The organism is Chitinivorax sp. PXF-14, from assembly GCF_040812015.1.
In the GTDB taxonomy this organism is placed as follows: domain Bacteria; phylum Pseudomonadota; class Gammaproteobacteria; order Burkholderiales; family SCOH01; genus JBFNXJ01.
The window spans coordinates 45900-68609 of the sequence record NZ_JBFNXJ010000008.1 but is presented as its reverse complement, the minus strand read 5'-3'; the positions used below and the strand labels follow the sequence as shown (position 1 = coordinate 68609).

Here is a 22710-nt window from a genome sequence, read left to right as displayed (position 1 = left end):
GGTGATCGCAGCCGTACCGTGCCAGCCCCGTCAATTCAGAAAGTGCGGTATCCGCCCCATGCGTTTGCTCCCTCAACCCGCCAGCTTCGATGCGCTCACCGAGCGCTACGGGCCGCGCTACAAGTGGATGGTGTTGTTCATCCTCGGCATCGGCACAGTCGCCGGCGTGCTCTGCACGTCCAGCTTCAATGTCGCTGTCCCGGCGCTGACGCGGCATTTCGGGCTGGGCCAGGACCAGGTGCAATGGGCGATGACCGGTTTTCTGGCCGCGATGACGGTGGCGATGCTGCCGACGTCGTGGCTGCTCGACCGCTTGGGCTTCCGCGTCGTCTTCCTGCTGGCGCTGGCCACGCTGACGGCCGCGAGCGTCGCCGGCTTTTTCGCGCCGACCTTCGCGCTCGTCGTCGCGGCTCGCATCGTGCAGGGCGCGGCTACCGGTGTGCTGCAGCCGATGGGCGCGCTGGCGCTGATGCGGCTGTTCCCGCCGGAAATCCAGGGCAGGGCGTCGGGGATACTGATCTTCAGCATCGCGCTGACACCCGCCGTGGCGCCGTCGCTGGCAGGCATCATGCTGGACCGCTACGGCTGGGAATCGATCTTCCTGCTGGGCACGCCGTTTGGCGTGATCGCCGCGCTGGCCGCGCTCTACCTGTTGCCGGCGCCGAGAGCGGCCAAGCCCAGCCCCTTCGACTGGTTTGGCCTGGGCTGGCTCACGCTCGGCGCGATCGCGTTGATCGAGGGGGTATCGAGCCTGCAGCACAGCGGCCTGTCGTCGCCGTGGACCATCGCACAGGGGGCGACGGCGCTGGCTGCCGTGCTGCTCTACCATCGGCACGCCAGGCGCCACCCGGCGCCAATCATCAATCTGACGCTGTTTGCGCAGCGCACCTTCGCGATGGGCGCGCTCGTCGCGTTCGCCTACGGCTTCGGCCTGTTTGGCTCGACCTACCTGATCCCGGTCTTCCTGCAGAACGCGCTGGCGTTCAAGGCTGCCGCCGCGGGCATCGCGCTCGTGCCGTCGGGCATCGCGCTGGTCGTCATGCTGCCGCTGGCGGGCCGAATGGCGGACGATTACTCGCCGAAATGGATCACCGTGATCGGGCTGGTCGCCTTCGGCGTGTCGTTTCTGGTGTTCGCGGCGCGAGGCGGCAACATTCCGTATCGCGAGATCATCATGGCCACCGTGCTGGGCCGCATCGGGCTCGGGCTGATCCTGCCGGCGCTGAACCTGGCGACACTGCGCCACCTCGCGCCGCATCAGCTCGGGCAGGCCGCCGTCGTGACGAGCTATGCGCGGCAGCTCGGCGGTGTCATGGGCGTGGCGATCGTCGCGGTTTTCGTCCAGTGGCGCGAAACGCTGTACGGCACGACGCCGCCCGGCATCCATACCGCTTATGCGCAGGGCTTCCTGCTGCTGGCGGCGGTGTTTGCGGTGGCGGTGATCGCAGCCTGTTTCATGAAGACGGAAACACCGGCGGTTTCGACCGTCAGCTAGGGGCCGTCACCCCCGTGGACCGGATCGGCCAGGGGGCTGCCTGGCGCGAAGCCTGGCATGCCGCCCGCTACGTCACGGGGCTGTCGAGCGCATCACATGCACGGGCACCGACTTGTAGGACGGCGTGCCGCTATCCTTGTCGATGTAATCGAGCGGCACCAGCACGTTGGCCTCGGGGTAGTAGGCACCGACCGAGCCCCGCGCGATGCTGTAGGCGATGGCCGTGACCTTCTCCATGCGCAGCTTTCTACCCGGCGTGACCGTCTCGATGTCGACCAGGTCACCGTGCTCGAGCCCGCGCGCGGCCAGGTCGGCCTCGTTCATGAACAGCACGTCGCGGCGTCCGAATACGCCACGATAGCGGTCGTCCATCGCGTAGATCGTGGTGTTGTACTGGTCGTGGCTGCGCAGCGTAATGAGGCGCAGCACCTTATCGGCGCCGAACACCCCGGCGTCTTCACCCACGCCGCCGTAAACGGAAAACACCGCCTTGCCCGAGGGGGTCGTCCATCTGCGCTCGGTCGGCGGCAGCGGCATGCGGAACCCGCCGGGCTGCCTGATGCGCGCGTTGTAGTTGTCGAAGCCCGGCACGGTCTTCTCGATCGCATCGCGGATCTTGTCGTAGTCGGCGATCATCTCGAGCCAGGGCACCTTGCTGTCGGGCAGCGTGGCCACGGCGAGACCGGCGACGATCGCCGGCTCCGAGCGCAGCTGCTCCGATGCAGGCGTGAGCTTGCCGGAAGAGGCGTGGACCATCGACATCGAGTCCTCCACCGTCACCGCCTGCGGGCCGCTCGCCTGCACGTCGAGCTCGGTCCGCCCCAGGCATGGGAAAAGGTAGGTTTCCTTGGCCACCAGCAGATGCGAGCGGTTGAGCTTGGTGCCGACATGCACGCTGAGATCGAGCTTGCCCATCGCGGCGAACGACTGCTCGTGGTCGGGCAGCGCGACGGCAAAATTGCCGCCTAAACAGATCAGCGCCTTGGCCTGGCCGTCTACCATCGCCTGCATCGCACTGACGGCGTGATACCCGGGGGCCTCGGGTGGCTTGAAGCCGAATACCTGCTCGATGCGCGCCAGGAAAGCAGGCGACGGGCACTCGGTGATGCCCACCGTGCGGTTTCCCTGCACGTTGGAGTGGCCGCGCAGCGGGCAGATCCCGGCACCGGGCTTGCCGAAGTTGCCGCGTAGCAACAGCAGGTTGGCGATCAGGCGGACATTGGCCGTGCCCTTGTTGTGCTGGGTAACGCCCATGCCATAGGTGACGATCGTCGCATTCGAGGCGGCATAAAGCGCCGCCACCTGTTCGAGATCGGCGCGCGCGAGCCCGCAGGCCTTTTCGATCTCCGCCCAGGTCGTCGATTCCAGCTCGGCGGCGAAGGCCTCGAAACCCTCGGTGTTCGCGGCGATGAAATCGTGGTCCAGCACGCCGCCGTGCTCGGCATCCATCGCCAGTAGCGCCTTCATGATGCCGATCAGGGCGGCCGCGTCGCCGCCGCCGTCGACCTGGTAATAGGTCGAGGCGATCCGGGTCGAGCCGTAGGTGGCCATTTCGAGCCAGTTCTGCGGGTCGGCGAAGCGTTCGAGCGCGCGCTCGCGCAGCGGGTTGAAGACGATGATCGGTACATTGCGGCGCGCCGCCTCATGCAGCGTGCCCATCATCCGTGGGTGGTTGGTGCCGGGGTTGTGGCCGATCGAGATGATCAGATCGCAATGCTCGAAATCATCCAGCGACACCGTGCCCTTGCCGATGCCGATCGAGCGCGGCAGGCCGACGCTGGTGGCCTCGTGGCACATGTTCGAGCAATCGGGGAAATTGTTGGTGCCGTATTCGCGTGCGAACAGCTGGTAGAGAAAGGCCGCCTCGTTCGAGGCCCGGCCGGAGGTGTAGAAATTGACCTGATCGGGCGGCAGCCCGCGCAGGATCTCGCCGATCCGGCTGAAGGCGTCTTCCCAGGCGACGGCGCGGAAGGTATCCCGGTCGCGGTCGTAGACCAGCGGGTGCGTCAGCCGCCCCAGGTCTTCCAGCTCGTAGTCGGATCGCGCCAGCAGGGCCGATACCGTGGTGCCGGCGAAGAACGCCGGCGGCACCCGCTTGTTGGTCGCCTCCCAGGTGACCGCCTTGGCGCCGTTTTCACAGAACTGGAAGGTAGAGCGGTGCTCCTTGTCAGGCCAGGCGCAACCGGGGCAATCGAAGCCGTCTGGCTGATTTATCCGCAGCAGCGTGATCGGCGCCTTGACTGCGTCCATCTGGTCGTGGATGGCCTGCGCCGTCGCGCGTAGCGCGCCCCAGCCGCCTGCGGGGCCGTCGTAAGGCCGGATGCCCGGCACATCGCGTCGCTTGGCCATATTGCCTCCCAGAAGGTGCGTGAGCCGATCCGGCCCCGGAACAACACCCCAACTCATGGCGGGATGTCGACCCTGTCAGCATAGACTTGGCTTGCCAATCGTCAACGAAGGCATACAAATAAAGCATGGCCGCAGGTGTTGAAAACCAGGCCTGCGGACAAGCGGGGGACGACGGATGAAGCGGGACATGCCAAGCGAAAACAGCGGCGCTGGTATCGAGGATGCGCCGGCGCAGCGCACCGTCGCGGTCAGGCGCTGGCGCGGCGGCACGATGACGGCTGAGGATGACCGCCTGGCCGAAGAGGTGCCGGTCGCGCTCGAATACAACGGCATCTCGCATGCGGTGATGCTGGCGACGCCGACCGACCTGGAAGACTTCGCGATCGGTTTCAGCCTCAGCGAAGGCATTATCGACAGCATCGGCGATATCTACGGCATCGAGGTGGAGGCAGCCGATAACGGCGTGACCGTGCGGCTCGACATCGCCCATGCCGCCTTTGCCGGGCTCAAGGCACGCCGCCGTGCGCTGGCGGGCCGCACCGGCTGTGGCCTGTGCGGCAGCGAGTCGCTCGACCAGGTGCTGCGCCTGCCGGCGCCCGTCACCAGCACGGCCAGCTTCGAACCGGCCGTATTCGACGCCGCCTTTGCCGCCCTCTACAGGCGCCAGGCGCTGTTGCGCGATACCGGCGCCACCCATGCGGCGGCCTGGCTGCGTGCCGACGGCACGCTGGCCTGGGTCCGCGAGGATGTCGGCCGCCACAATGCACTCGACAAGCTGGCCGGCACACTGGCGAGCGGCAACGAAGATCGCCAGCGCGGCGCGGTGATCGTCACCAGCCGCGCCAGCTACGAGATGGTGCTCAAGACCGCCTCGATCGGCGCCGGCATTCTGGCGGCGGTATCGGCCCCGACGGCGCTGGCTGTGCGGCTTGCGGATACAACCGCGGTCACGCTGGCCGGCTTTGCACGTAGCGGTAACCTGGTGATCTACACCCATGCCGGACGCCTGCAAGCCGCGGGCGGCAGCGCACCCCGCTGACTCATCCCGCAGCCGCATGGCACCGCTAGGCCGGCTGCAGTGGCGTCACCGGCCTGCCGGTCAGCTGCTGCGCCAACTGGCTGGCCAGGCGGCAGCTCAGGCCGTAGATCGACAGCTGCGGGTTGGCGCCGATCGAGGTCGGAAACAGCGAGCCATCGTGCACCGACAGATTGCGTACACCATGGTAGCGGCCCGTTGACGACACCACGCCGAGTTTGATGTCGTCTGACATCGTACAGCCACCCATCACGTGTGCCGACACGACCTTCGTCAGCAGCGGCTTGTAGGACAGCGCCCCGATGGCCTGTTTGGCGCTCTGCCAGCTCGTGTAGCCATCGGCCATTTCATGCCCGGGGTAGACCGCCCGCGCACCGGCCGCGAACTGGATTTCCGCCATCGTCAGCAATGCGCGCCGCGCGCCGTCCCAGACAAAATCGCTGATCGGGTAATCAAGCACCGGCGAACCGTCATCGCGCAGCTCGACCGTACCGCCGATCGAGTCCTCATGAAAGCCGTCGCGCAGCAGCGCGATGGTCACCTGCAGCTGCGAGAACTGCTGCATCAGCTGCGCATGGTGCTGGCCAAAGCCGCCGAGCGTGGCCGAGATCAGCAGGGGGTGCAGCGGCGGCACCTCCAGCTTGTAGCCGATCGGCCCATCGACCGCCGCCGTTTTCAGGAAGTGATCGGAATAGATCGACTGCGGCGCGCCGGAGAACGCCTCGACCTTCTGGTCGTACAAGGCTGCCGACAGCACCACCGGGTGCAGAAAGGTGCGCTTGCCGAGCAACTGGTGCGGGTCCGGCGCGCCGGAGCGCAGCAGCAGGGCCGGCGAATTGATGGCGCCGCCGGCCACGATGTAGTGGCGGGCCCGCACGGTGATGGCCCTGCCGGTCGGTGCCAGGCCATCCGCGCCCAGCGCCACGCAGGACAGGCTGTCGGCGCTGTCGCCCTTGAAGACCAGCTTCTCGGCGCGCGTGCGGGTCAGCAGCACCCCGCCGCGCCACAGCGCCGCCGGGATGGTGGTCACCAGCATCGATTGCTTGGCATTGGTCGGGCAGCCCATGCCGCAGTAGCCCAGGTTCCAGCACCCGTTCACGTTGCGCGGGATGACGGCGGTGTGGATGCCGAGCTTATCCGCACCGCGCCGCAGCAGATCGTTGTTTTCGTTCGGCGTGCCGGCCCACGGGGCGATGTGCAGCCGCTGCTCCATCTGCGCGAACCACGGCGCCATCGCCTCGGGCGAGTAGCCGGTCAGGCCGAAGTGCTGTTGCCAGTGATGCAGCGTGCTCTCCGGCGTGCGGAAGCTCGAGGTCCAGTTGACCGTGGTCGAGCCGCCGACGCTGCGGCCCTGCAGGATGTTGATCGCCTTGTCCTTGGTCTTGCGCGCCGCCGACTCCTGGTACAGGGCAGGGTAGGCTTGCGCCTCGCGCATCTTGAAATCCTTCGACGACTTCAGCGGTCCTTCTTCGATCAGCAACACCTTCAGGCCTGCCTCGCTGAGAATGTCGGCAGTCACGCCGCCACCGGCGCCGGTGCCGATGATCACCACATCGGTTTCGAATTGACGGTCGGCATCGAGCGTGGAGGCGTCGATGACCTGCCAGCCGGACGCAAGGCCGGTCTGGATGGGATCTGGAATGGGGCTCGTGGTCATGGTGTCTGCCTTGTTCAGCTGAGTGCTTTGAGCGGGCCGGGATAGCCGATGGCGTCCCAGGTCGATTCGTCGCCATACCAGCCGCCGATCACGAGATCGTGCAGCGCGTGGTAGATGGTCTGCAGCGTGCCGAGGCTGTGTACGCGCCAGCGCTGCAGGAAGGCAGCGATCTCCGCCGGCGGGGCATCGGCCCAGTCGGCCGACAGGCCGGCGAGAAAGCGCCGTGTGGCCGTCAGCGCGAGCAGCGCGAACAGGTCCTGGATTTCCTTCTGCGTCGCCAGCGGTAAGGCCAGGATCGTCTTATGGGTGCGCTCGACGGCGGCCTCGACATCGGGCTCGCCATGCTTGATCGCACCCGCCAGGATCACCGGTGCCACTGCCGCGAGGATGGCGCGGGCATCGGCATCGAGCGTGAAATGGCGTGGCGTGTCGGCTGCATGCGTGAGGCGGTAGATACCGCCCGCCGTGACGAGTGCCAGCCCCCCGAAAATGCCGGCCTTGAGGAAGGTCCGGCGGGAAAGCGTCGTTGACATGTGTCTCCTTGGGTGTTCAATCCGCGCCCTATCGTCTGGCGGGTATTGTGTGGTTATGGCGCCAAGTTTGCCGGCTGGCGCCCATCCCAGACAGAGTTGCCGTTGACAATCATGGGTTATTTATTGACATTCTCGGGCCCGCGTGGGGAGGCCATCACAGCCCACCGCCGGGGCCTTAGATGGCAACGCGCGGCTGACACTGCCAAGGGGCCAAGCTGCGCTACGATAGTGTTTTGGCCATGTCGCCATTCGACCCCCAAGCGGGAGGGAGAATGGCTCCCGACATGAAAGACGACATCCAGTACCAACGTATCGCCGATGTACCGGGGCTGGTCCTGGGGGAGTGATATTTCTCGGCGTTCAGCTTCGATCGCCACTGCCATCTCGACTACCATGTCGGGCTGGTGACGCGTGGCATTCAACGGCAATGTGTGAACGGCGAGGCGGTGCTGCTCGGGCCCGGGCGCATTTCGCTGATGCCGCCAGGCGAGATTCACGACGGCGTGAGCAGCGGCGGGGAGCCCTATACGCTCAAGACGTTTCGCGTGTCGGCCAATCTGCTGCGCGACATCGCCGAAGAGCTGACGGGCACCAGCTGCGAGCCGGAGCTCGCGGGCACGATGATCGAAGATCCGCTGCTGGCGGCCCATTTGCTGCGCCTGCATGACGCGTTGAGCCAGAGCCGGGGGGCATCGTCACTCGCGATGCAGACGGAGTGGCTGCCCTTCCTGCATTTCCTGTTCACCCAGTCGCGCACCATCAGGCCCCAGGCCGCCAGGGGCGCGCTATCCCCATTGTCGATTTACTACGATGTTGAGACGGCCGCGGATTAGCGCGGCCACCCCGCAATCGAGCCTGACCTTAGATGGCTCGGGCAAGCCATCGACACCTGCTCACGTCCCAGAGCCGGCCCTCATGCCCCAATGAAGGCGGCCCGTGCGGGCCGCCGGGGGCGCCGCCGGATGGCGGCCTTCGTCATGCGGGAAGAGGGGCGGGCTGCACCAGGCTCAGTCCGGCCGATAGCTGATGCCGTTCGGGCCCGCGCCGACATGGTGCGTCGCGATCACCTGCCTGCTTGCCGTGTCGATGACCGAAAAGGTGCCCGCCTCGATATTGCTGACGAAGGCATAGGCGCCGTCGCGGCTGATCGCCACGCCGTGCGCGCCCTTGCCGGTGGTCAGCGTGGCGAGGACCTTGCGGGCGGCCGGGTCGATGACCGATACCCGGTCGTCGGGCTGACTGGTGCTGCCCTGGTTGGCGACATAGAGCTGCTTGCCGTCCGGTGTGGCGTACATCTGGATGGGCAGGCGGCCGACCGGCAGCTTGGCGACCAGTTTGCGCGTGGCGGTGTCGATGATGCCGAGCCGGTTTTCGCCGCTCAGCGAGACATAGGCTTCGTTGCCGCCCGGCGCAAAGCCGACCTGCACCGGCGCCTTGCCGACCGGGATGCGGGCGACCTCGGCGGCGCGCTCCGTGTCGATCACCGACACGCTGTTGCTCTTCATGTTCGCTACGTACAAGGTCTTGCCGTCGGGGCTCAGCCGCAGGCCGTGCGGGAATTTTCCGGTCTTGACCGCGCCGACGCGGCTGCGCGTGTCGAGGTCGAACACCTGCACCTCGTCGGCTGCCGAATCCGTCACGAAGGCGCGCTTGCCGGCCTGATCCGTCACCACGTGGGCCGGGTGATCGCCGGCGGGCAGCGTGAACAGCGGTTGATCGAATCCGGTGGTGCTGAATACTTCGAGCAGCCCACCGCCGCCACCATGGCCGCCATGCCCCTGGTGCCCGCCATGCGCGGGCATGCCGGTGGCCAGCAGCCATTTGCCGTCCGGCGACACCTGTACATTGTGCGGCACGATGTCGAGCTTGACGGTGACGACTTGCCCGCTGGCAAGGTCGACCTGACTGACCGAGCCATCGCGCTCGTTGGCGGTGTAGACGGTGCCGCTCGGCGCGGCCACGGCCCAGCCCAGGCTCAGCATGGCGCAGGCAATGGCCAGTTTCACTGTATTTCGCATGATTTGACGTTCCTTGATGGTGGTGGGTTTATTCGACGGAGAACACGGCAGGCTTGGCGCGTTCCTGCTGCGCGATGGCGTAGACAGTCAGCGTGCCGGGCTTCATCTCGCCCATGCCGGGCGAGTTCGCCGGCATGCCCGGCACGCTGATGCCGACGAGTTTCGGCCTGTCACGCAGCAGTTTCTGGATTGCCGCGACCGGCACATGGCCCTCGACCACGTAGCCGCCGATCAGCGCCGTGTGGCAGCTGTTGAGGTTGCCGACACGGTGCGCCTGCTTGATGCGGTCCATGTCGTTGCTGTTGATCGCCTCGACATCGAAGCCGTTGGCCTTGAGGTAGCTCACATAGGCCTCGCAGCAGCCGCAGGTCGGGCTCTTGTAGAGGGTTACCGGCGTGGCGGCCTGCACCAATGGTGCGACCAGCGCGAGGGTTGCAAAGAAGGTACGTAATTTGCTCATCTGTCACTCCTGTTTTCAGCAATGGCCGGCACGGCAGCCGGCCCTGACGGTTTGATACGGGCTCACACGACCCTGAGCTGTCCCATCATGCCGGCGCCCTCGTGTTCGAGAATGTGGCAATGGAACATGCGGATACCCTTGAAGTGCTGCACCAGCTTGATGCGCACGGTCTCACCGGGCTTGACGTTGATGGTGTCGTGCCAGGCGCGGTAAGGCGCCTTCACCGTCTTGCCATCCTGCACGCGCTCGACCACCTGGAACTGCGTGCCGTGGATGTGGAAGGGGTGATCCATGTCAGCCTCGTTGGCGATTTCCCACAGCTCGACCTGGCCGGCACGGCTGACGAAGTCGATGCGCTTCATGTCGAACAGCCTGCCGTTGATCAGGAAGGTCATGCTGTGCTGCCCGCCGGCCATCGACATCCGTTCGCTGAACACCACGCGCTTCCCGGCCCGTGGCTTGCCCAGCGCATCGATGCGGGCCAGCGTGGCGGGCAGCGGCGCGGGTACTGTGGCCCGCGGGCTGCCGAAATCGACGCTCAGCAGGCGCACCGGCTGGTCCGGCGCCACATCGCCCATCTTGCCGCGCGCATAGGGGGCGGCGACCAGCTCGGCCATGCCGCCCGCCGTGCCGGCATCGACGATCAGCTCGACGCGCTGGCCCGGCGCCAGCAGTAGCTCGCCGAGGCCGGCCTGCGGCTTCTCCAGCAGCCCGCCATCGGTGCCGACCAGCGTCAGCGTGGCGCCCGGCAGGGTGAGCTGCAGGTAGCGCGCACTGGTGGCATTCCACACGCGCCAGCGCTCGCGCCCGGCCGCATCGAAAACGATCACCGGCCGATGCTGCCCGTTGACCAGCACGAACTGGCCTTCGCGGCCGTTCATCTCGTCATTGGCATCATTGGGCGCAATGCTGCCGTCGCGGGCAAGTTTGAGGTCGGAGATCAGTACATGGCGCTCGGCGATGCCGGCCAGCGGGTCGGCCTTGGCGCGCACCACGAAGGGCCCGGCGAGGCCGCGGTAGACCTGCTCCGGCGTGTCGCCATGCGGGTGCGGGTGATACCAGTAGGTGCCGGCGCTGCCGACGGGCAGCGTGAAGCGGTAGCGGCGCTGGCCGCCGGGCGGCACCGGATCCTGCGGATTGCCGTCCTGCTCGGGCGGGATCGGCAGGCCGTGCCAATGTACCGTCGTCGCCCGCGGCAGCCGGTTCTCGAACAGGATCTCGACGGTATCGCCCTCGCTGACCTCGATCAGCGGGCCGGGCAGGCCGTCGTTGTAGGCCCAGAACTCGGTCTGGCCGGCGGCGATCAAGGGCATGTTGACCGGAGCCGCGCGCAGCGTCGCGCGGAACAGGCCCGGCTGGCCGCTGGTATTGGCCAGCCGGGTCAGCGCGCCAAGCGGAGCACCGCCGGGCAGCGCATCGAGCGGCGCCAGCTCGACCGGCGCGGCCACGGCATGCGCCATGGCGTGCATGGTGCCAGCCTGGGCGCGGCCCGGCGCCAGGCCGAGGAGGGAGAGGCCCCCGAGTGAGGCCAGAAAATCGCGTCTATTCATCAATATCGTATCCTGACTGGATGGCTTACTTGGCCATGGGCATGGTGCCCGCCTCGCGGTCCATCATCATTTCCATCATCAGCTGCATCATGTCCATGCGCTTGCCCATGGCGTCGCCACCCATCATCATGCCGCCGCCCTTGCCATCCATCATCGGGCAGCCCATGCCGCTGGTGCCCTTCATCATCGCCATGCCGTCCTGCATCAGCTTGCGCTGATCATTCATCAGCTGCTGGCGTTCTTCGGGCGTCTTGGCGGCCGTCATCCTGTCGTGCATGTCCTGCATTTTTTTCATCATCTCGTCCATCTGCGCAGCCGATGGCGCTGGCTTGGCCGTCTTGCTCTTGGCGGTGGCGGCGGGCTTCGCCGGCTCGGGATGATGCTCATCGACAGCAAAGGCCGCACCGGCAGCCAGCATGAAGGCAAGAGACGTAACAATGGCTAGTGGCTTGTTCATGACAACACTCCTGTCGGTTGAAACACTGAGTAAAGGGAAAGCGGAATAGCAGTACCCGGCCAGGCGCGGCGCTCCAGGGTGAGCAGCGTGTGGCCCGGGCGGGAGGGCAGGGCTAATCGTTGAAGCGGTGGAAGCGGATGGTAGCGGGCGGGGCGGCCACCACGGCCCAGCTGGCGGGCCAGCATGGCCTGGCGGGCCGCACGCGCAACTGCAGCGCGAACTGCATCAGGCCGTAGGCCAGCAACACGAATACGGCGGCCAGTGGCGTGTCGGCTGGCGGTAGCTTGACCGTGCCGGCCTGGGCATCGTCGCAGTGCTTCGTGCAGGCAGCCGTCGCACTGTTGGAATGTGCGGGATGCGCAGGGTGGCCGTCGCCGACGATATGGCGCGCAGCCATGGTCGCCACTGGGCCGGGCTGGCCCAGTGCCTCGGCCTGCAAGCAGCCCGGCAGCGCCGCCAGCGCGAGCGAAAACACCCATCCTGCGGCCATCAGGCAGCAGAGCTGGCGCAGGTGTTTTCTGAGGATCCGCATCGGGTCGGGGGCGCGAGAATGAGCCCCCAGTATAGGCGGGCCGCGGCGCCCGGCGTTGACTCAGGTCAAGCCGTGGCGAGCCGCTAGCCTCGCTGCCTGCCAGTGACGCCGTGCCAGTCGGGCCGATGCGCAAGGCGCGCTCTGGTCCGACCCACGCTCGGCGTGGGGAAATGGTGTACATGAAAACCTCGTGAAACCTGATTCACGCCGATGGATGGCGCGACAGCGTGCCTCGCGGACAGACGGCACGCGACAAGTGACAACCCGGCGGCAATTGGCGCGCGGGCGGCGGGGCTCAGGCTAAAGGAGGTCGGTACAGCGGATGGGGGACGTGCTGGGGTGACAACGCCACCAGGCGGGCGTTGAACTGCGGGGCCTGCGGCAGCGGCGGGAGCTGCAGCACCGGCGTATCGAGCGCGGCCTGGCTGCAGAGATCGCACTTCTCGCAGGCGGCCTGATGCGACTTGGACTTGCCATCGTGGGAATGGGTGCCAGCCTTGGCCTCATGCGCCATGTGCGCGTGCTGGTCGATGGATGCCTGCGACACGGCCGCGGGCTTGCCGTCGATGCACCATGGCATCAGCGCCGCCATGACCGTGCCCACCGGCACGCAGACGGCAATCCAGCAAATGATGATCCACTTGGCCCACGACATGGGGCCCAATGTACCACAGCTCATCGCCGGCTTGCGAACGCGATGGCGGATTTGCCATCGCCCGAACGGCGGGCAGGTGGCCTACGGCCCGCACCTGGCCGGGAACATCGGCAGCAGGGTCGAGCGCCGTCTAACCACGATGCCTGCTCCCCATCTCAGGCAAAGATCGCAACCGTCTGGCTGCCTATCATCACCAGCTTGCCGGCCTCGTCCCACACCTCCATCAGCTGGTAGGAATAGCCCTCGCCCGCGTGCAGGCTACGCGAGCGCAGCAGGAACCAGCCCGTCGTATCGGCCGGCTGCTGCACGAAATCGACGGTCCAGTTCATCGAGCTGATCGGGGCCGGCTCGGTGAAGCAGGCCATGGTCGCAGGCGGCAGGCAGTCGCCGAGCGCCAGCAGCGCCACCTGCGGCGCCACGCCAGCAGCCTCCCTGAGCCTGACCCAGGCCAGCAGCTCGGGGGTATCCGAGCCGGAGCCGGGCACCGCGGCACTGACAAAACGTATGTCGAAGTTGCTGAAAAATATTGGTAGCGGCGCCTTGCTGGGCGGCGGCGCATAGCTTTCAGGTGCCCGGACCTCGGGGCGGACGGTGAGCTCGTGGTGGTAGCGGCTCTGGCGGGCGTTGGCGAAGATGAAGGCGGCGCGCAACGCAATCGAGCCGTCGACCAGGCAATCAACCGCCACCGAGCTAGCCGACTTGCCCTGGCGCAGCGCTTGTACCTGGAAGGTCAGCCCATCCGCCATCGGCGCGATGTAAGTGATCTGCGCCGACCTCAGCGATGGCATCTCGCCGTCGGGCTGAGCCAGTACCGCCTGCAGCGCCAGGGCGGCGGACAACCCACCGTAGGCGGTTCGCCCTTGAAACCAGTTGGCGGGTGGGGTGAACGGGGTGGTCGGCGAGAAAATGTCGATGAGTTGCGAGAGCGTGGTCATGGGCAAACGATCCTTGATGGGTAGGGGGCAGGCGGCGTTCTTGGTGATCGTCGCTTGATACAGGTTCCAGTGCATTAGACGCCAATAATATGACGGTCATCATATTATCGTCACCAGCGATGTGCAAGTGCGCCCCTCCTGCCCAAGTTGCATGACGATGATCATGCTAAAGCGCCATGATGCGAGTTGTGACTGACCGCGCTCGCACCATGGCCCAATAGTCACGGCATTCCCAATCCGATCGAAGCGCCGGTGATACACCCAGCGACAGATCTCCAATCTGCGGCGCCATGGCGCAAGGCAAGCTGGCCCGGGCATCGGTCGCGGTGTTCAGGGCGCTTGGCGGCGGCTGGCAGCCACAATATGATGGTCATCATCGAATCGATGGAATCGCCATGCGCTACGACCCGGAACATAAACAGCGGACGCACCGCAAGGTGGTGATGGCGGCCGCCAAGGCCATTCGCCAGTACGGGCCGGACAAGATCGGCGTGGCCACGCTGATGTCCAAGGCCGGGCTGACGCACGGGGGCTTCTATGCCCACTTCAAGTCCAAGGATGCGCTGCTTGTCGAGGCGATCGACTACATGTTCGAAGAACGGATGGCGGCGTTGCACAAGGTTATTGCCAATGCCGACCCTGTCAAGGGCATGGGTGACTACATCGACCTTTACCTGAGCCCGCTGCACCGCGACCGGCGCGACAAGGGATGCCCAGCCGTCGCCCTGTCCGGCGACGTGGCACGCATGACGCCTGCCGCCAGGCAACGCTTCGAGGTCGGCATACAGATGATGATCGCGGAGATCGCCGGCACGCTGCGCCGACTGGCGCAGCCCGAGCCGGAGGTGCTGGCGGCGTCGATCCTGTTCGAGATGGTTGGCGCCATGGCGATCGTACGTGGCATCGCCGATGACGAGCGGTCAACCCGCATGTTGGACGAGGCCCGCCGGTCGGTCAGGCAGCGCGCAGGCCTGCCCGGTTGAGTGATGCCGGCTGGCGCCGCACCTGCAGCTGGCCTCGCTTCATGGCCACGGCGCCGGGCGGCTTAGCCGTCAACGGGGTGGGCCGGTGTTTCCAGCAGCAGCTGATAGAAGGCCAGATCGAGCCAGCGGCCGAACTTGAAGCCGACCTCGGGCAAGGTGCCAACGTGCCTGAAGCCAAGCTGCCCGTGCAGCGCAATGCTGCCGGCGTTCGTCGCGTCGATGCCGCCCATCATGGCGTGCACGCCGTTTTGCCGGGCCGCCGCGATCAGGGCCTGCATGATCACGCGGCCAAGCCCGCGCCCGCGATGGCCCTTGTGCACATAGACCGAATGCTCCACCGTGTACTTGTAGGCGGGCCAGCCGCGAAACGTGCCGTAGCTGCCGAAGCCCAGCAGCGTGCCGTCTTCGTCCTCGATGCCGATCACCGGGAAACCGCCGGCCCGCTTGGCGTCGAACCACGTCACCATGCTCTCGGGCGGCCGCGGCTTGTAGTCGTACAAGGCGGTCGAATTCAGGATCGCGTCGTTGAAAATGTCCAGGATGGCGTCTGCATGTCGCTCGAACGTGCAGCGCACGATGGTGGGCTCGCTCATCACGGTCTCCTTGAGGTAAATGCCAGGCTGGTCAGCACGACTGCATAGCGCGCCGGCTCGCCGGTCGGGTTGCGAAAGACGATGCGCTGGCCAAGCACCATCGCCAGGCAATCGCCGGCGTGGAGCTGCCATGTCCGTTCTTCCGTGGTGATCTCCATCGCGCCTTCGAGCATCCAGACCTGCTGGTGCGTGGCGATGTTCCGCGTCGGATTGTCGAAGGCCACCGTCTCGCCGGGCGGGAACATCACCTCGACCAGCTCGATCGGCGATGCGTAGCCACCCGGCGACACCTGGCGCCGGACATAGCCGGAGGCGGGGTCCTGCCACACCGGCTGCTGTGCGAAGCGGGCAAGCGGCAGCTCCGCCGTGCCCTGGGTTTCGTCGGCGAACAGCGAGGCCAGCGTGACACCGAGCGCATCGGCCAGCTTGTTGAGCACGGCGGCCGTCGGGCTGGTTTCCTCGCGCTCGATCAACGAGATCATCGAGCGGCTGACGCCGCTCAGCTCGGCCAGCTTGTCCAGCGTGTGGCCGCGCTGCTTGCGCAGGTCGCGGACGCGTTTGGCGATGAGGGAATCGACATTCATTAATCCAATATAATGGATTTAATTTCCATTAACAAGGAATTTTGCGAGCCATATCGATCATCTGGATATCGTCGCGCCGCAGTTTCACCGCTGGCACCGCGCGCCAGCGCACCATCAGTGGGGTGGTCTGTTGCCGGGGTGGCCAATTGTGGGGCGGCTACCCGCGGGGCGGCCACCCGCCAGGCTCGGCGCCACGGCAACGCCGGGCCGCGGCCTCACGGCGGCAGCGAGAGACAGCGCCAGCTAGGCTTTCAGCCACCCTGCGCCAATCGGCAGGGCGAAGAGATGCCGGTACAGCATTTGCACCCGCAGCGTCAGCGTCGGGCCGAATCGGCGCCATGCGGGAATCAGCAAGGCGTAGCTGCAGCCGGCAACCATCAGCCCGCCCACGATATCAAGCGGAAAATGCACGCCCAGATAGACGCGCGCCCAGCCCACCCCAAGCCCGACGCCGAGGATCACGATCCCCAGCGAGGCCAGCTCGCCCATGAGCCAGGTGACGGCGAGCGCGGCGAAGACGGTGGTGTGGTCGCTCGGAAACGAGGATTCCGCCGCATGGGCCAGCCAGGTATGGCCAAGCCCGATCATGAATGGCCGTGGATGCGGCCACAGCAGGATGATCAGCTGGTTCAGGCCCAAGGCAAGCAAGGTAACGCAGCTTGCCCGCACCACCAGCTCGCGCTTGGGCAAGCGGCCCCACAGCCATAGCCCCGCCAGCAGGACGGGCAGCAGGAAGATCGCGTCGTCCGCCAGGAACGCGGTCAGGTGGATGACGGATAGCGGGGTATCCGGCCCGGCATTGATGGCAAGAAATAGCTGCCGATTGTAGGTTTCCAGCATGTTCATGGCGGTCTTCACCCGTGCCGACGTGCGCGGGGCCTTCCTGCCAATCGTGCAGGCCCCGGCACCGTGACTGAATTCGAAAGCAGCCATGGTATTGCCCAAAACTTAGCTGGCGCTTAAGCATTTGAGCGGGCAGGGCAGTGGTGTGGATCAAGCGCGCCCTGGCTCGCCTCCGGCCAACACCCCATGCGCCCGGGAAAAGCCCGCAGGCGTACTGCGAGCGCCCCCCATCCGCTGTACAGGTCCGGGCGCATGCCACGCCCCATCTGGCGCTAGTACACGTCCCTGACATAGCGCTTGTCCTGCGCCATCCTGCCGACATAAGCCGCCGCGTCGTCCGCGCTCATCGCGCCGTGGGCCTGCACCACCTGCTTGAGCGCGGCATCGACATCCCGAGCCATGCGGCTGGCGTCGCCACAGACGAAGAAATGTCCCCCTTCCTCGAGCCAGGCCCAAAGCTGCGCGCCGTGTTCGAGCATGCGATGCTGGACGTAAACCTTGTCGGCCTGGTCGCGGGAGAAGGCGGTATCGAGCCGATGCAGCAGGCCATCACGCTGCATGCCTTCCAACTCGTCGCGGTAATAGAAGTCGGTTGCGGCGCGCTGCTCGCCGAAGAACAGCCAGTTGCGCCCCGGTGCGCCCGTTGCCCGCCGCTCCTGAAGAAAGGCACGGAACGGCGCGATGCCGGTGCCCGGGCCGACCATGATCATCGGTGCGTTCGGGTTGGCGGGCGGGCGGAAATGCGCCGACTGCTGCACGAAGATCGGCACCTCGACCTCGGCCGCCCGGTCGGCCAGGAAGGTCGAGCAGACGCCGCCGTGCAGCTTGCCTTCACAGCCATAGCGCACGGTGGATACGGTGAGCTGGACCTGCCCCGGTGTCGTTTTCGGGCTCGACGAGATCGAATACAGGCGCGGCTGCAGCCGTTTCAGCACGGCCAGCCAGTCGGCCGCGCTGGCGGCAACCGGGAAGGCGCGCAGCAGGTCGATGAGCTGCCGGCCCCACAGCCACTGCCTGAGCGCCTCCTTGTTGTCCGGCTGCAGCAGTGCGGCGAGCTCGTCGCTGCCGGTGCGCTCATGTACGAACTGCAATACTTCGGGCGTGATGCGGGTGATGTCATGGTGGCGTGACAATGCCTCGCCCAGCGCAAGCTCGCCGTGGCCCTTGACCCGCACGATGCTGGCGGCCGGCAGCTTGAGGGCGCCCAGCATGTCACCGACCAGGTTGGCGCAGTTGGTGGGCCAGACCCCCAGCGCATCGCCTGCCTCATAGTGAAAACCGCTGCCGGCAAGGTCAAAGGCATATTGCCGGGTTTCTTTCTCGGCGCCGGCCGCATTGAGCAGGCGATTTTGCACGAGCCGCGTGCGTAGCGGCTGGCTGCGGCTGTAGCCGGCCACCTCGGCGGTAGCAGGCAGCCCGGCAGGTTCGACGGCGCCGGCCAGCACCGGCACTGGGCTGGCAGGCGCTTGCAGGGCGGGGACCGCAAGCGCCTGGACTACCGCATCCAGCCAGGCTCTGGCTGTTTCCTGGTAGTCCGGCTCGCAGTCGGCCCTGGGGCACAGCCGCTGGGCGCCGAGGTGCGCCAGCCGCGCATCGAGCTTGCGGCCGAAGCCGCAGAACTGGTCATAGTTCGAGTCACCCAACGCCAGCACCGAATACCGCGTCTGCGCGAACCGTGGGGCGCCATCGGCCTGCAGGGCAGCCCACAAGGCGCTGCCGTTGTCGGGTGGATCGCCATCACCGAAGGTGCTGGTCAACAGCAGCAGGTGGCTGAACGTGGCCAGGTCGGACGCATGGACAGCGTCCATGCTGGCCAGCGTGACATCGTAGCCCTCGGCCTTGAGCCGCTGGCCACACTGGCCAGCGTGGGTTTCGGCATTGCCTGTCTGCGAGGCCCACACGATGGCGACCCGCGGTTTCGCCGCCGCGCTGGCGTCACTGGCCGGCTCCGGCAGGGCCGGGGCCTGGAGCCCGTCATCGGCCAGCCAGGTGCGGGCAAACAGCCCGGCCAGCATGCCGTCGAGCATCAGGCGCTTGCCCGCCTCGAATGGCGCCGTGGCCGGCAATACCGGCACGCCGCCGGCCTCGCGCGCAGCCTCGGTACGAAGCGCGCTCAGATAGCCTTGCATATAGCGTTGTTCATGCGGCGCCAACGCCAGGGCGGGCGCGGCATCGAGGTCCAGCAGGCTGGCCAGCGCATCGATCTGCTTCATGGTGAGTTCCTTGTTGGCATGGGGCGACGGGCCTGCGCTGGCGCGTGGCGGGACGCCGTCGTCCGCACCAGTCGCCGACTGTTGGATGGGGGTTTCTGCGGCGCGCAGCAAGGCGACGGCACAGAACTTGAATTCGGGTTGCAGCGAGATCGGGTCGACGGCGTCAGCGGTGACGGCGTTGATCGCCAGATCGTCCCCGAATACGTCGTTCCAGTGAAATGGCGCAAAACAGTTGCCGGGCCGTACGCGGTCGGTGAGCTGCGCGGGCAGCAGCGCACGGCCGCGCCGCGAGCGGATTTCCACGCGATCCTTGTCGCGGATGCCGAGCACGGCCGCATCGTCGGGGTGGATCTCGACGAACGGCCACGGGTTGAGCTTGTTCAGTGTCGGCACCTTGCCGGTCTTGGTCATCGTGTGCCACTGGTGCTGCAGCCGGCCGGTGTTGAGCACAAAGGGGAAGTCGGCGTCCGGCATCTCGGCTGGCGGCATGTGGGGCCTGGGCAGGAAGGCCGCCTTGCCGCTCTCGGTGGCGAAGGCAATGAGCGGCTGGCTGCCGTCTTCGCGGGTTCTGAGGGTCTGGCTGATGCCGTCGTTGAGATAACGGAGCGGGTTGCGGTCATGCGCCGGGCCGGGCGCGCAGGGCCACTGCAGCGGGGACTGGCGCAGCCGCTCATGGCTTGCCCCGCGGATGTCGTAGCCGGTCTTGGGGTTCCAGGCCAGCTTGAGCTCGTCGAACACATCTGCCGCGCTGCCGTAAGTAAAGGCATGCGCATAGCCCATCTCGCAGGCCACGCGGGCGATGATCTGCCAGTCGGCCAGCGCCTCGCCCGGCGGCTCGACGGCTTGCTGCATCAGCGTCATATTGCGTTCCGAGTTGATCATGACGCCCTCTGCCTCGGCCCATAACGCGCCGGGCAGCAGGATGTCCGCAAAGCGGTTGGTCTCGGTATCGAGAAAGGCATCCTGCGTGATCACCAGCTCGGCGGCCTCGAGGCCGGCGATGACGTTCTTGCGATTGGGTACGGTGGCCACCGGGTTGGTGCAGATGATCCAGCACGCCTTGATCCTGCCGGCCTGCATGTCCTCGAACATGGCTATGGTGCCGCCGCCCGACTCGGGGCGCAGCGTGCCGGGGGCAATGCCCCACAAGTCCTCGACAAAGGCGCGTTCCTTGTCCACCAGCACCGAGCGCTGGCCCGGCAGGCCCGGCCCCATATAGCCCATCTCGCGCCCGCCCATCGCGTTGGGCTGGCCGGTGAGCGAGAAGGGCCCGCTGCCGGGGCGACAGATGGCGCCGGTAGCGAGATGCAGGTTGCAGATCGCATTGGTGTTCCAGGTGCCATGCGTGCTCTGGTTGAGCCCCATGGTCCAGCAGCTCATCCACTCGCGGGCGGCCCCGATCCAGTCCGCCGCCTGGCGGATATCGGCTTCGGGGATGCCGGTGATCTCGGCCACCTTGTGCGGCGCGTAATCGTCGAGGAAGGCCGGCATCGCCTCCCAGCCTTGCGTGAATTCGGCAATGAAATCCGCATCGGTGTGGCCGTTCTTCACCAGCAGGTGCAACAGGCCGTTGAGCAGCGCCAGATCGGTGCCCGGCTTGATCTGCAGATAGAGCCCGGCCTTGTCTGCCGTCGCGTTGCGGCGCGGATCGACGACGATCAGTTTCGCGCCGGCCTTGACCCGGTCCATCAAGCGCAGGAACAGGATCGGATGGCAGTCCGCCATGTTGGCGCCGATGACGAAGAACAGGTCCGCTCGGTCGAAGTCCTGGTACGAGCCCGGCGGCCCGTCCGAGCCCAGAGATAGCTTGTAGCCGCTGCCGGCGCTCGCCATGCAGAGGCGTGAGTTGGACTCGATATTGTTGGTGCCGATGAAGCCCTTGGCCAGCTTGTTGGCGAGATACTGCGCCTCGAGCGACATCTGCCCCGACACGTAGAGCGCCACCGCATCCGGCCCATGGGTGCCGACAATGGCCTTGAGGCGCCGCGCCGTCTCCTTGATGGCCACCTCCATGGCGACCCGCGCGGGCTCCTGCTGGCGCTTGCCGCGCAGATAGGCGTGCTCGAGCCGGCCCGATTCGGCGATCGCCTGGATGCAGGTATTACCCTTGGTGCACAGCCGGCCGAAATTGGTCGGGTGCTGCTTGTCGCCCGACACCTTGATCACGCGCGGGCCGGCAACTTCCATGACAATGCCGCAGCCAACCCCGCAATAGGGGCAGACGGACTTGACGGTCTTGTTGGCGTTCATCTGCACCACCCCCACATTCGCTATATCCAAACATATATAACGAAGAGCAAAAAGCGGGCCATGTACGCCCACCGGCGTCATTTACGGCGCCATGCGGCCGCTTCAGGGGGTATCAGCCAGCCCGCCATGCCGTCATGCACAGGCAAGAGGCAAGCTGGGCCCGCCATTCACCGAGATGGGGCTGCCAGGCGGGCAGACAATCGTTGAAACAGCGCCGGGGCGCACCCGGCCACCGTGCTGCGGGGCAGGTGGGGTGCAACACGCTGCGCGTGGTCAATCCGCGGCGGAGTGAAGGCTGGCGATGGCTTGCCACGCCGCCATGGCGCAAGCACAAAGGGAACAGCCATGCACGCGTGGCGGGCCGGGCCATCGGGCCAGCCCTTGTCAGGCAGGCTGCGTGTCGCTGCAGCCCGAGCGCAGCTCAGTTGGACGGATCGGTGACAAAGCCGACCCGCGACAAGCCATGTCGCGCAAGAGCGGAGAGGGTCTTTGCCATATCGCCGTAGGGCACGCTGGCATCGCCTTGCAGGTGGATGTCGGTATCCGGCGCCTGTAGGGCGAGCTGTGCGGCACGCTGCTCCAGCTCCGCGCGCGTGATCGCGGTGCCGTTCCAGTACAGGGTGCCGTTCGCCTGCAAGGCGATCTCGATGTGCTTGGCCGACGAGGTGTTGGGCCGGCTGCTGGCGCGCGGCAATTCCAGCTTGACGGCGTGAGTCAGCAATGGCGCGGTGACGATGAACACCACAAGTAGAACCAGCATGACGTCAACCAGGGGGATCAGGTTGATCTCGGCGACGGGGCGCCCGCCGCCCGCGCCGGAATTGAGTGTCCCGAATGCCATCATGCCGCTCCCGTATCGTTGCGTGCATTCATGTGCTTGCTCCGCAACAGTGGCGCGCCGGTCACCACCATGGTCAGCAGATCGTGCCCGAAGGCGTCGAGGCGGCTGAGCGCCAGGCGGTTCTTGCGGGTCAGCGCGTTGTATCCGAGCACCGAGGGGATGGCGACGGCCAGGCCGATCGCGGTCATGATCAGCGCTTCGCCGACCGGGCCGGCCACCTTGTCCAGCGTACCCTGCCCGGATTGGCCGATCGCCAGCAAGGCGTGGTAGATGCCCCATACCGTACCGAACAGGCCGACGAACGGTGCGGTCGAGCCGATCGAGGCGAGCAGGGTGAGGCCACGTTCGAAGCGCATGTTTTCGTCCTCGATTCCCTGCCGCAAGGTGCGCGTGAGGAATTCCGTCAGGCCGCCGGCGGCATCGAGGTGGCTGGCATCGTGCACGCCGTAATGGCTGGCCGAATCGAGCGCGATGCGGGTGAGCCTAGCGTAGGGGCTACCGGCAGCCGTGCTCAATCCATCGGCCACTTCCAGCAGGTTGCGCGCGTTGCGGAATCGCGCCAGAAAGAGCGTGCCGCGCCGGCGCTGCAGCCAATGGCCGACCAGGCTATCGATGAGGATGCCCCAGGTGGCCACCGAGGCCAGCAGCATCGTGAGCAAAATGAAGCGTGCCACATTGTCCGATTGGGCAAGAAAGTGGGCAAAGCCGAGAGCAGAATCATCCATG

19 protein-coding genes and 1 pseudogene are annotated in these 22710 nt (G+C 66.5%); 4 read left to right on the top strand and 16 right to left on the bottom strand.

The window, feature by feature from the left end; translation table 11 throughout:
• Positions 1-58 precede the first annotated feature (58 nt).
• The gene (locus ABWL39_RS11390) at positions 59-1495 is read left to right on the top strand and encodes a DHA2 family efflux MFS transporter permease subunit (protein WP_367790715.1); all 1437 of its coding nucleotides are present in this window, start codon (positions 59-61) and stop codon (positions 1493-1495) included.
• 72 nt (positions 1496-1567) lie between these two features.
• On the opposite strand, the gene ABWL39_RS11385 is transcribed toward ABWL39_RS11390, so the two are convergent.
• On the bottom strand, positions 1568-3844 hold the full coding sequence (locus tag ABWL39_RS11385) for an FdhF/YdeP family oxidoreductase (RefSeq protein ID WP_367790712.1): 2277 nt from the start codon (positions 3842-3844) through the stop codon (positions 1568-1570).
• 187 nt (positions 3845-4031) lie between these two features.
• On the opposite strand from ABWL39_RS11385, the gene fdhD reads away from it, so the two are divergent.
• Complete coding sequence (fdhD, locus tag ABWL39_RS11380) at positions 4032-4883, top strand: formate dehydrogenase accessory sulfurtransferase FdhD (protein ID WP_367790709.1); 852 nt, start codon at positions 4032-4034, stop codon at positions 4881-4883.
• A gap of 25 nt (positions 4884-4908) precedes the next feature.
• Here fdhD and ABWL39_RS11375 read toward each other — a convergent pair whose 3' ends face one another.
• Positions 4909-6537, bottom strand: coding sequence for a GMC family oxidoreductase N-terminal domain-containing protein (locus ABWL39_RS11375; RefSeq protein WP_367790706.1), 1629 nt, complete (start codon positions 6535-6537; stop codon positions 4909-4911).
• Between the two features lie 14 nt (positions 6538-6551).
• Entirely contained in the window at positions 6552-7070 is a 519-nt protein-coding gene (locus ABWL39_RS11370; protein ID WP_367790703.1) for a hypothetical protein, read from the bottom strand.
• A gap of 365 nt (positions 7071-7435) precedes the next feature.
• Between ABWL39_RS11370 and ABWL39_RS11365 the strand changes: the two are divergent.
• A pseudogene (locus ABWL39_RS11365) lies at positions 7436-7903 on the top strand (AraC family ligand binding domain-containing protein); the annotation flags it as partial.
• 174 nt (positions 7904-8077) lie between these two features.
• On the opposite strand, the gene ABWL39_RS11360 reads toward ABWL39_RS11365, so the two are convergent.
• From ABWL39_RS11360 to ABWL39_RS11330, 7 genes are all read right to left on the bottom strand, one after another.
• Positions 8078-9088 carry a cytochrome D1 domain-containing protein gene (locus ABWL39_RS11360; RefSeq protein ID WP_367790700.1) on the bottom strand — a complete coding sequence of 337 codons (1011 nt, stop codon included), beginning with the start codon at positions 9086-9088 and terminating at the stop codon, positions 8078-8080.
• A 28-nt stretch (positions 9089-9116) separates the two neighbouring features.
• Positions 9117-9548, bottom strand: coding sequence for a DUF411 domain-containing protein (locus tag ABWL39_RS11355; RefSeq protein ID WP_367790697.1), 432 nt, complete (start codon positions 9546-9548; stop codon positions 9117-9119).
• A 62-nt stretch (positions 9549-9610) separates the two neighbouring features.
• Positions 9611-11098 (bottom strand): multicopper oxidase family protein, encoded by a 1488-nt coding sequence (locus ABWL39_RS11350; protein ID WP_367790694.1) that lies wholly within the window; start codon positions 11096-11098, stop codon positions 9611-9613.
• 25 nt (positions 11099-11123) lie between these two features.
• A complete protein-coding gene (locus ABWL39_RS11345) occupies positions 11124-11555 on the bottom strand; it encodes a hypothetical protein (protein ID WP_367790690.1) in 432 nt (143 codons plus the stop codon).
• 112 nt (positions 11556-11667) lie between these two features.
• Positions 11668-12087 (bottom strand): hypothetical protein, encoded by a 420-nt coding sequence (locus ABWL39_RS11340; protein ID WP_367790687.1) that lies wholly within the window; start codon positions 12085-12087, stop codon positions 11668-11670.
• A 295-nt stretch (positions 12088-12382) separates the two neighbouring features.
• Entirely contained in the window at positions 12383-12742 is a 360-nt protein-coding gene (locus tag ABWL39_RS11335; RefSeq protein ID WP_367790684.1) for a hypothetical protein, read from the bottom strand.
• Positions 12743-12897: 155 nt separating this feature from the next.
• The gene (locus tag ABWL39_RS11330) at positions 12898-13677 is read right to left on the bottom strand and encodes a thioesterase family protein (RefSeq protein ID WP_367790681.1); all 780 of its coding nucleotides are present in this window, start codon (positions 13675-13677) and stop codon (positions 12898-12900) included.
• Positions 13678-14072: 395 nt separating this feature from the next.
• Between ABWL39_RS11330 and ABWL39_RS11325 the strand changes: the two genes are divergently transcribed.
• A complete protein-coding gene (locus ABWL39_RS11325; protein WP_367790678.1) occupies positions 14073-14660 on the top strand; it encodes a TetR/AcrR family transcriptional regulator in 588 nt (195 codons plus the stop codon).
• 62 nt (positions 14661-14722) lie between these two features.
• Here the strand turns inward: ABWL39_RS11325 and ABWL39_RS11320 are convergent, their stop codons facing one another.
• From ABWL39_RS11320 to ABWL39_RS11295, 6 genes are all read right to left on the bottom strand, one after another.
• On the bottom strand, positions 14723-15253 hold the full coding sequence (locus tag ABWL39_RS11320) for an N-acetyltransferase family protein (RefSeq protein ID WP_367790675.1): 531 nt from the start codon (positions 15251-15253) through the stop codon (positions 14723-14725).
• Positions 15253-15837: a helix-turn-helix domain-containing protein gene (locus ABWL39_RS11315; RefSeq protein WP_367790672.1), complete on the bottom strand. Its 585-nt coding sequence runs from the start codon at positions 15835-15837 to the stop codon at positions 15253-15255. Before ABWL39_RS11315 ends, ABWL39_RS11320 begins: the two co-directional genes overlap by 1 nt.
• A 243-nt stretch (positions 15838-16080) precedes the next feature.
• Entirely contained in the window at positions 16081-16683 is a 603-nt protein-coding gene (locus ABWL39_RS11310; protein WP_367790669.1) for a phosphatase PAP2 family protein, read from the bottom strand.
• Positions 16684-16952: 269 nt separating this feature from the next.
• A complete protein-coding gene (locus ABWL39_RS11305; RefSeq protein WP_367790666.1) occupies positions 16953-21143 on the bottom strand; it encodes a sulfite reductase subunit alpha in 4191 nt (1396 codons plus the stop codon).
• 421 nt (positions 21144-21564) lie between these two features.
• Entirely contained in the window at positions 21565-21987 is a 423-nt protein-coding gene (locus ABWL39_RS11300; protein WP_367790663.1) for an ExbD/TolR family protein, read from the bottom strand.
• Positions 21984-22709, bottom strand: a complete 726-nt coding sequence (locus ABWL39_RS11295; RefSeq protein WP_367790660.1) for a MotA/TolQ/ExbB proton channel family protein — start codon at positions 22707-22709, stop codon at positions 21984-21986. The genes ABWL39_RS11300 and ABWL39_RS11295 overlap by 4 nt, the downstream gene beginning before the upstream one ends.
• Between the last annotated feature and the right edge of the window lies 1 nt (position 22710).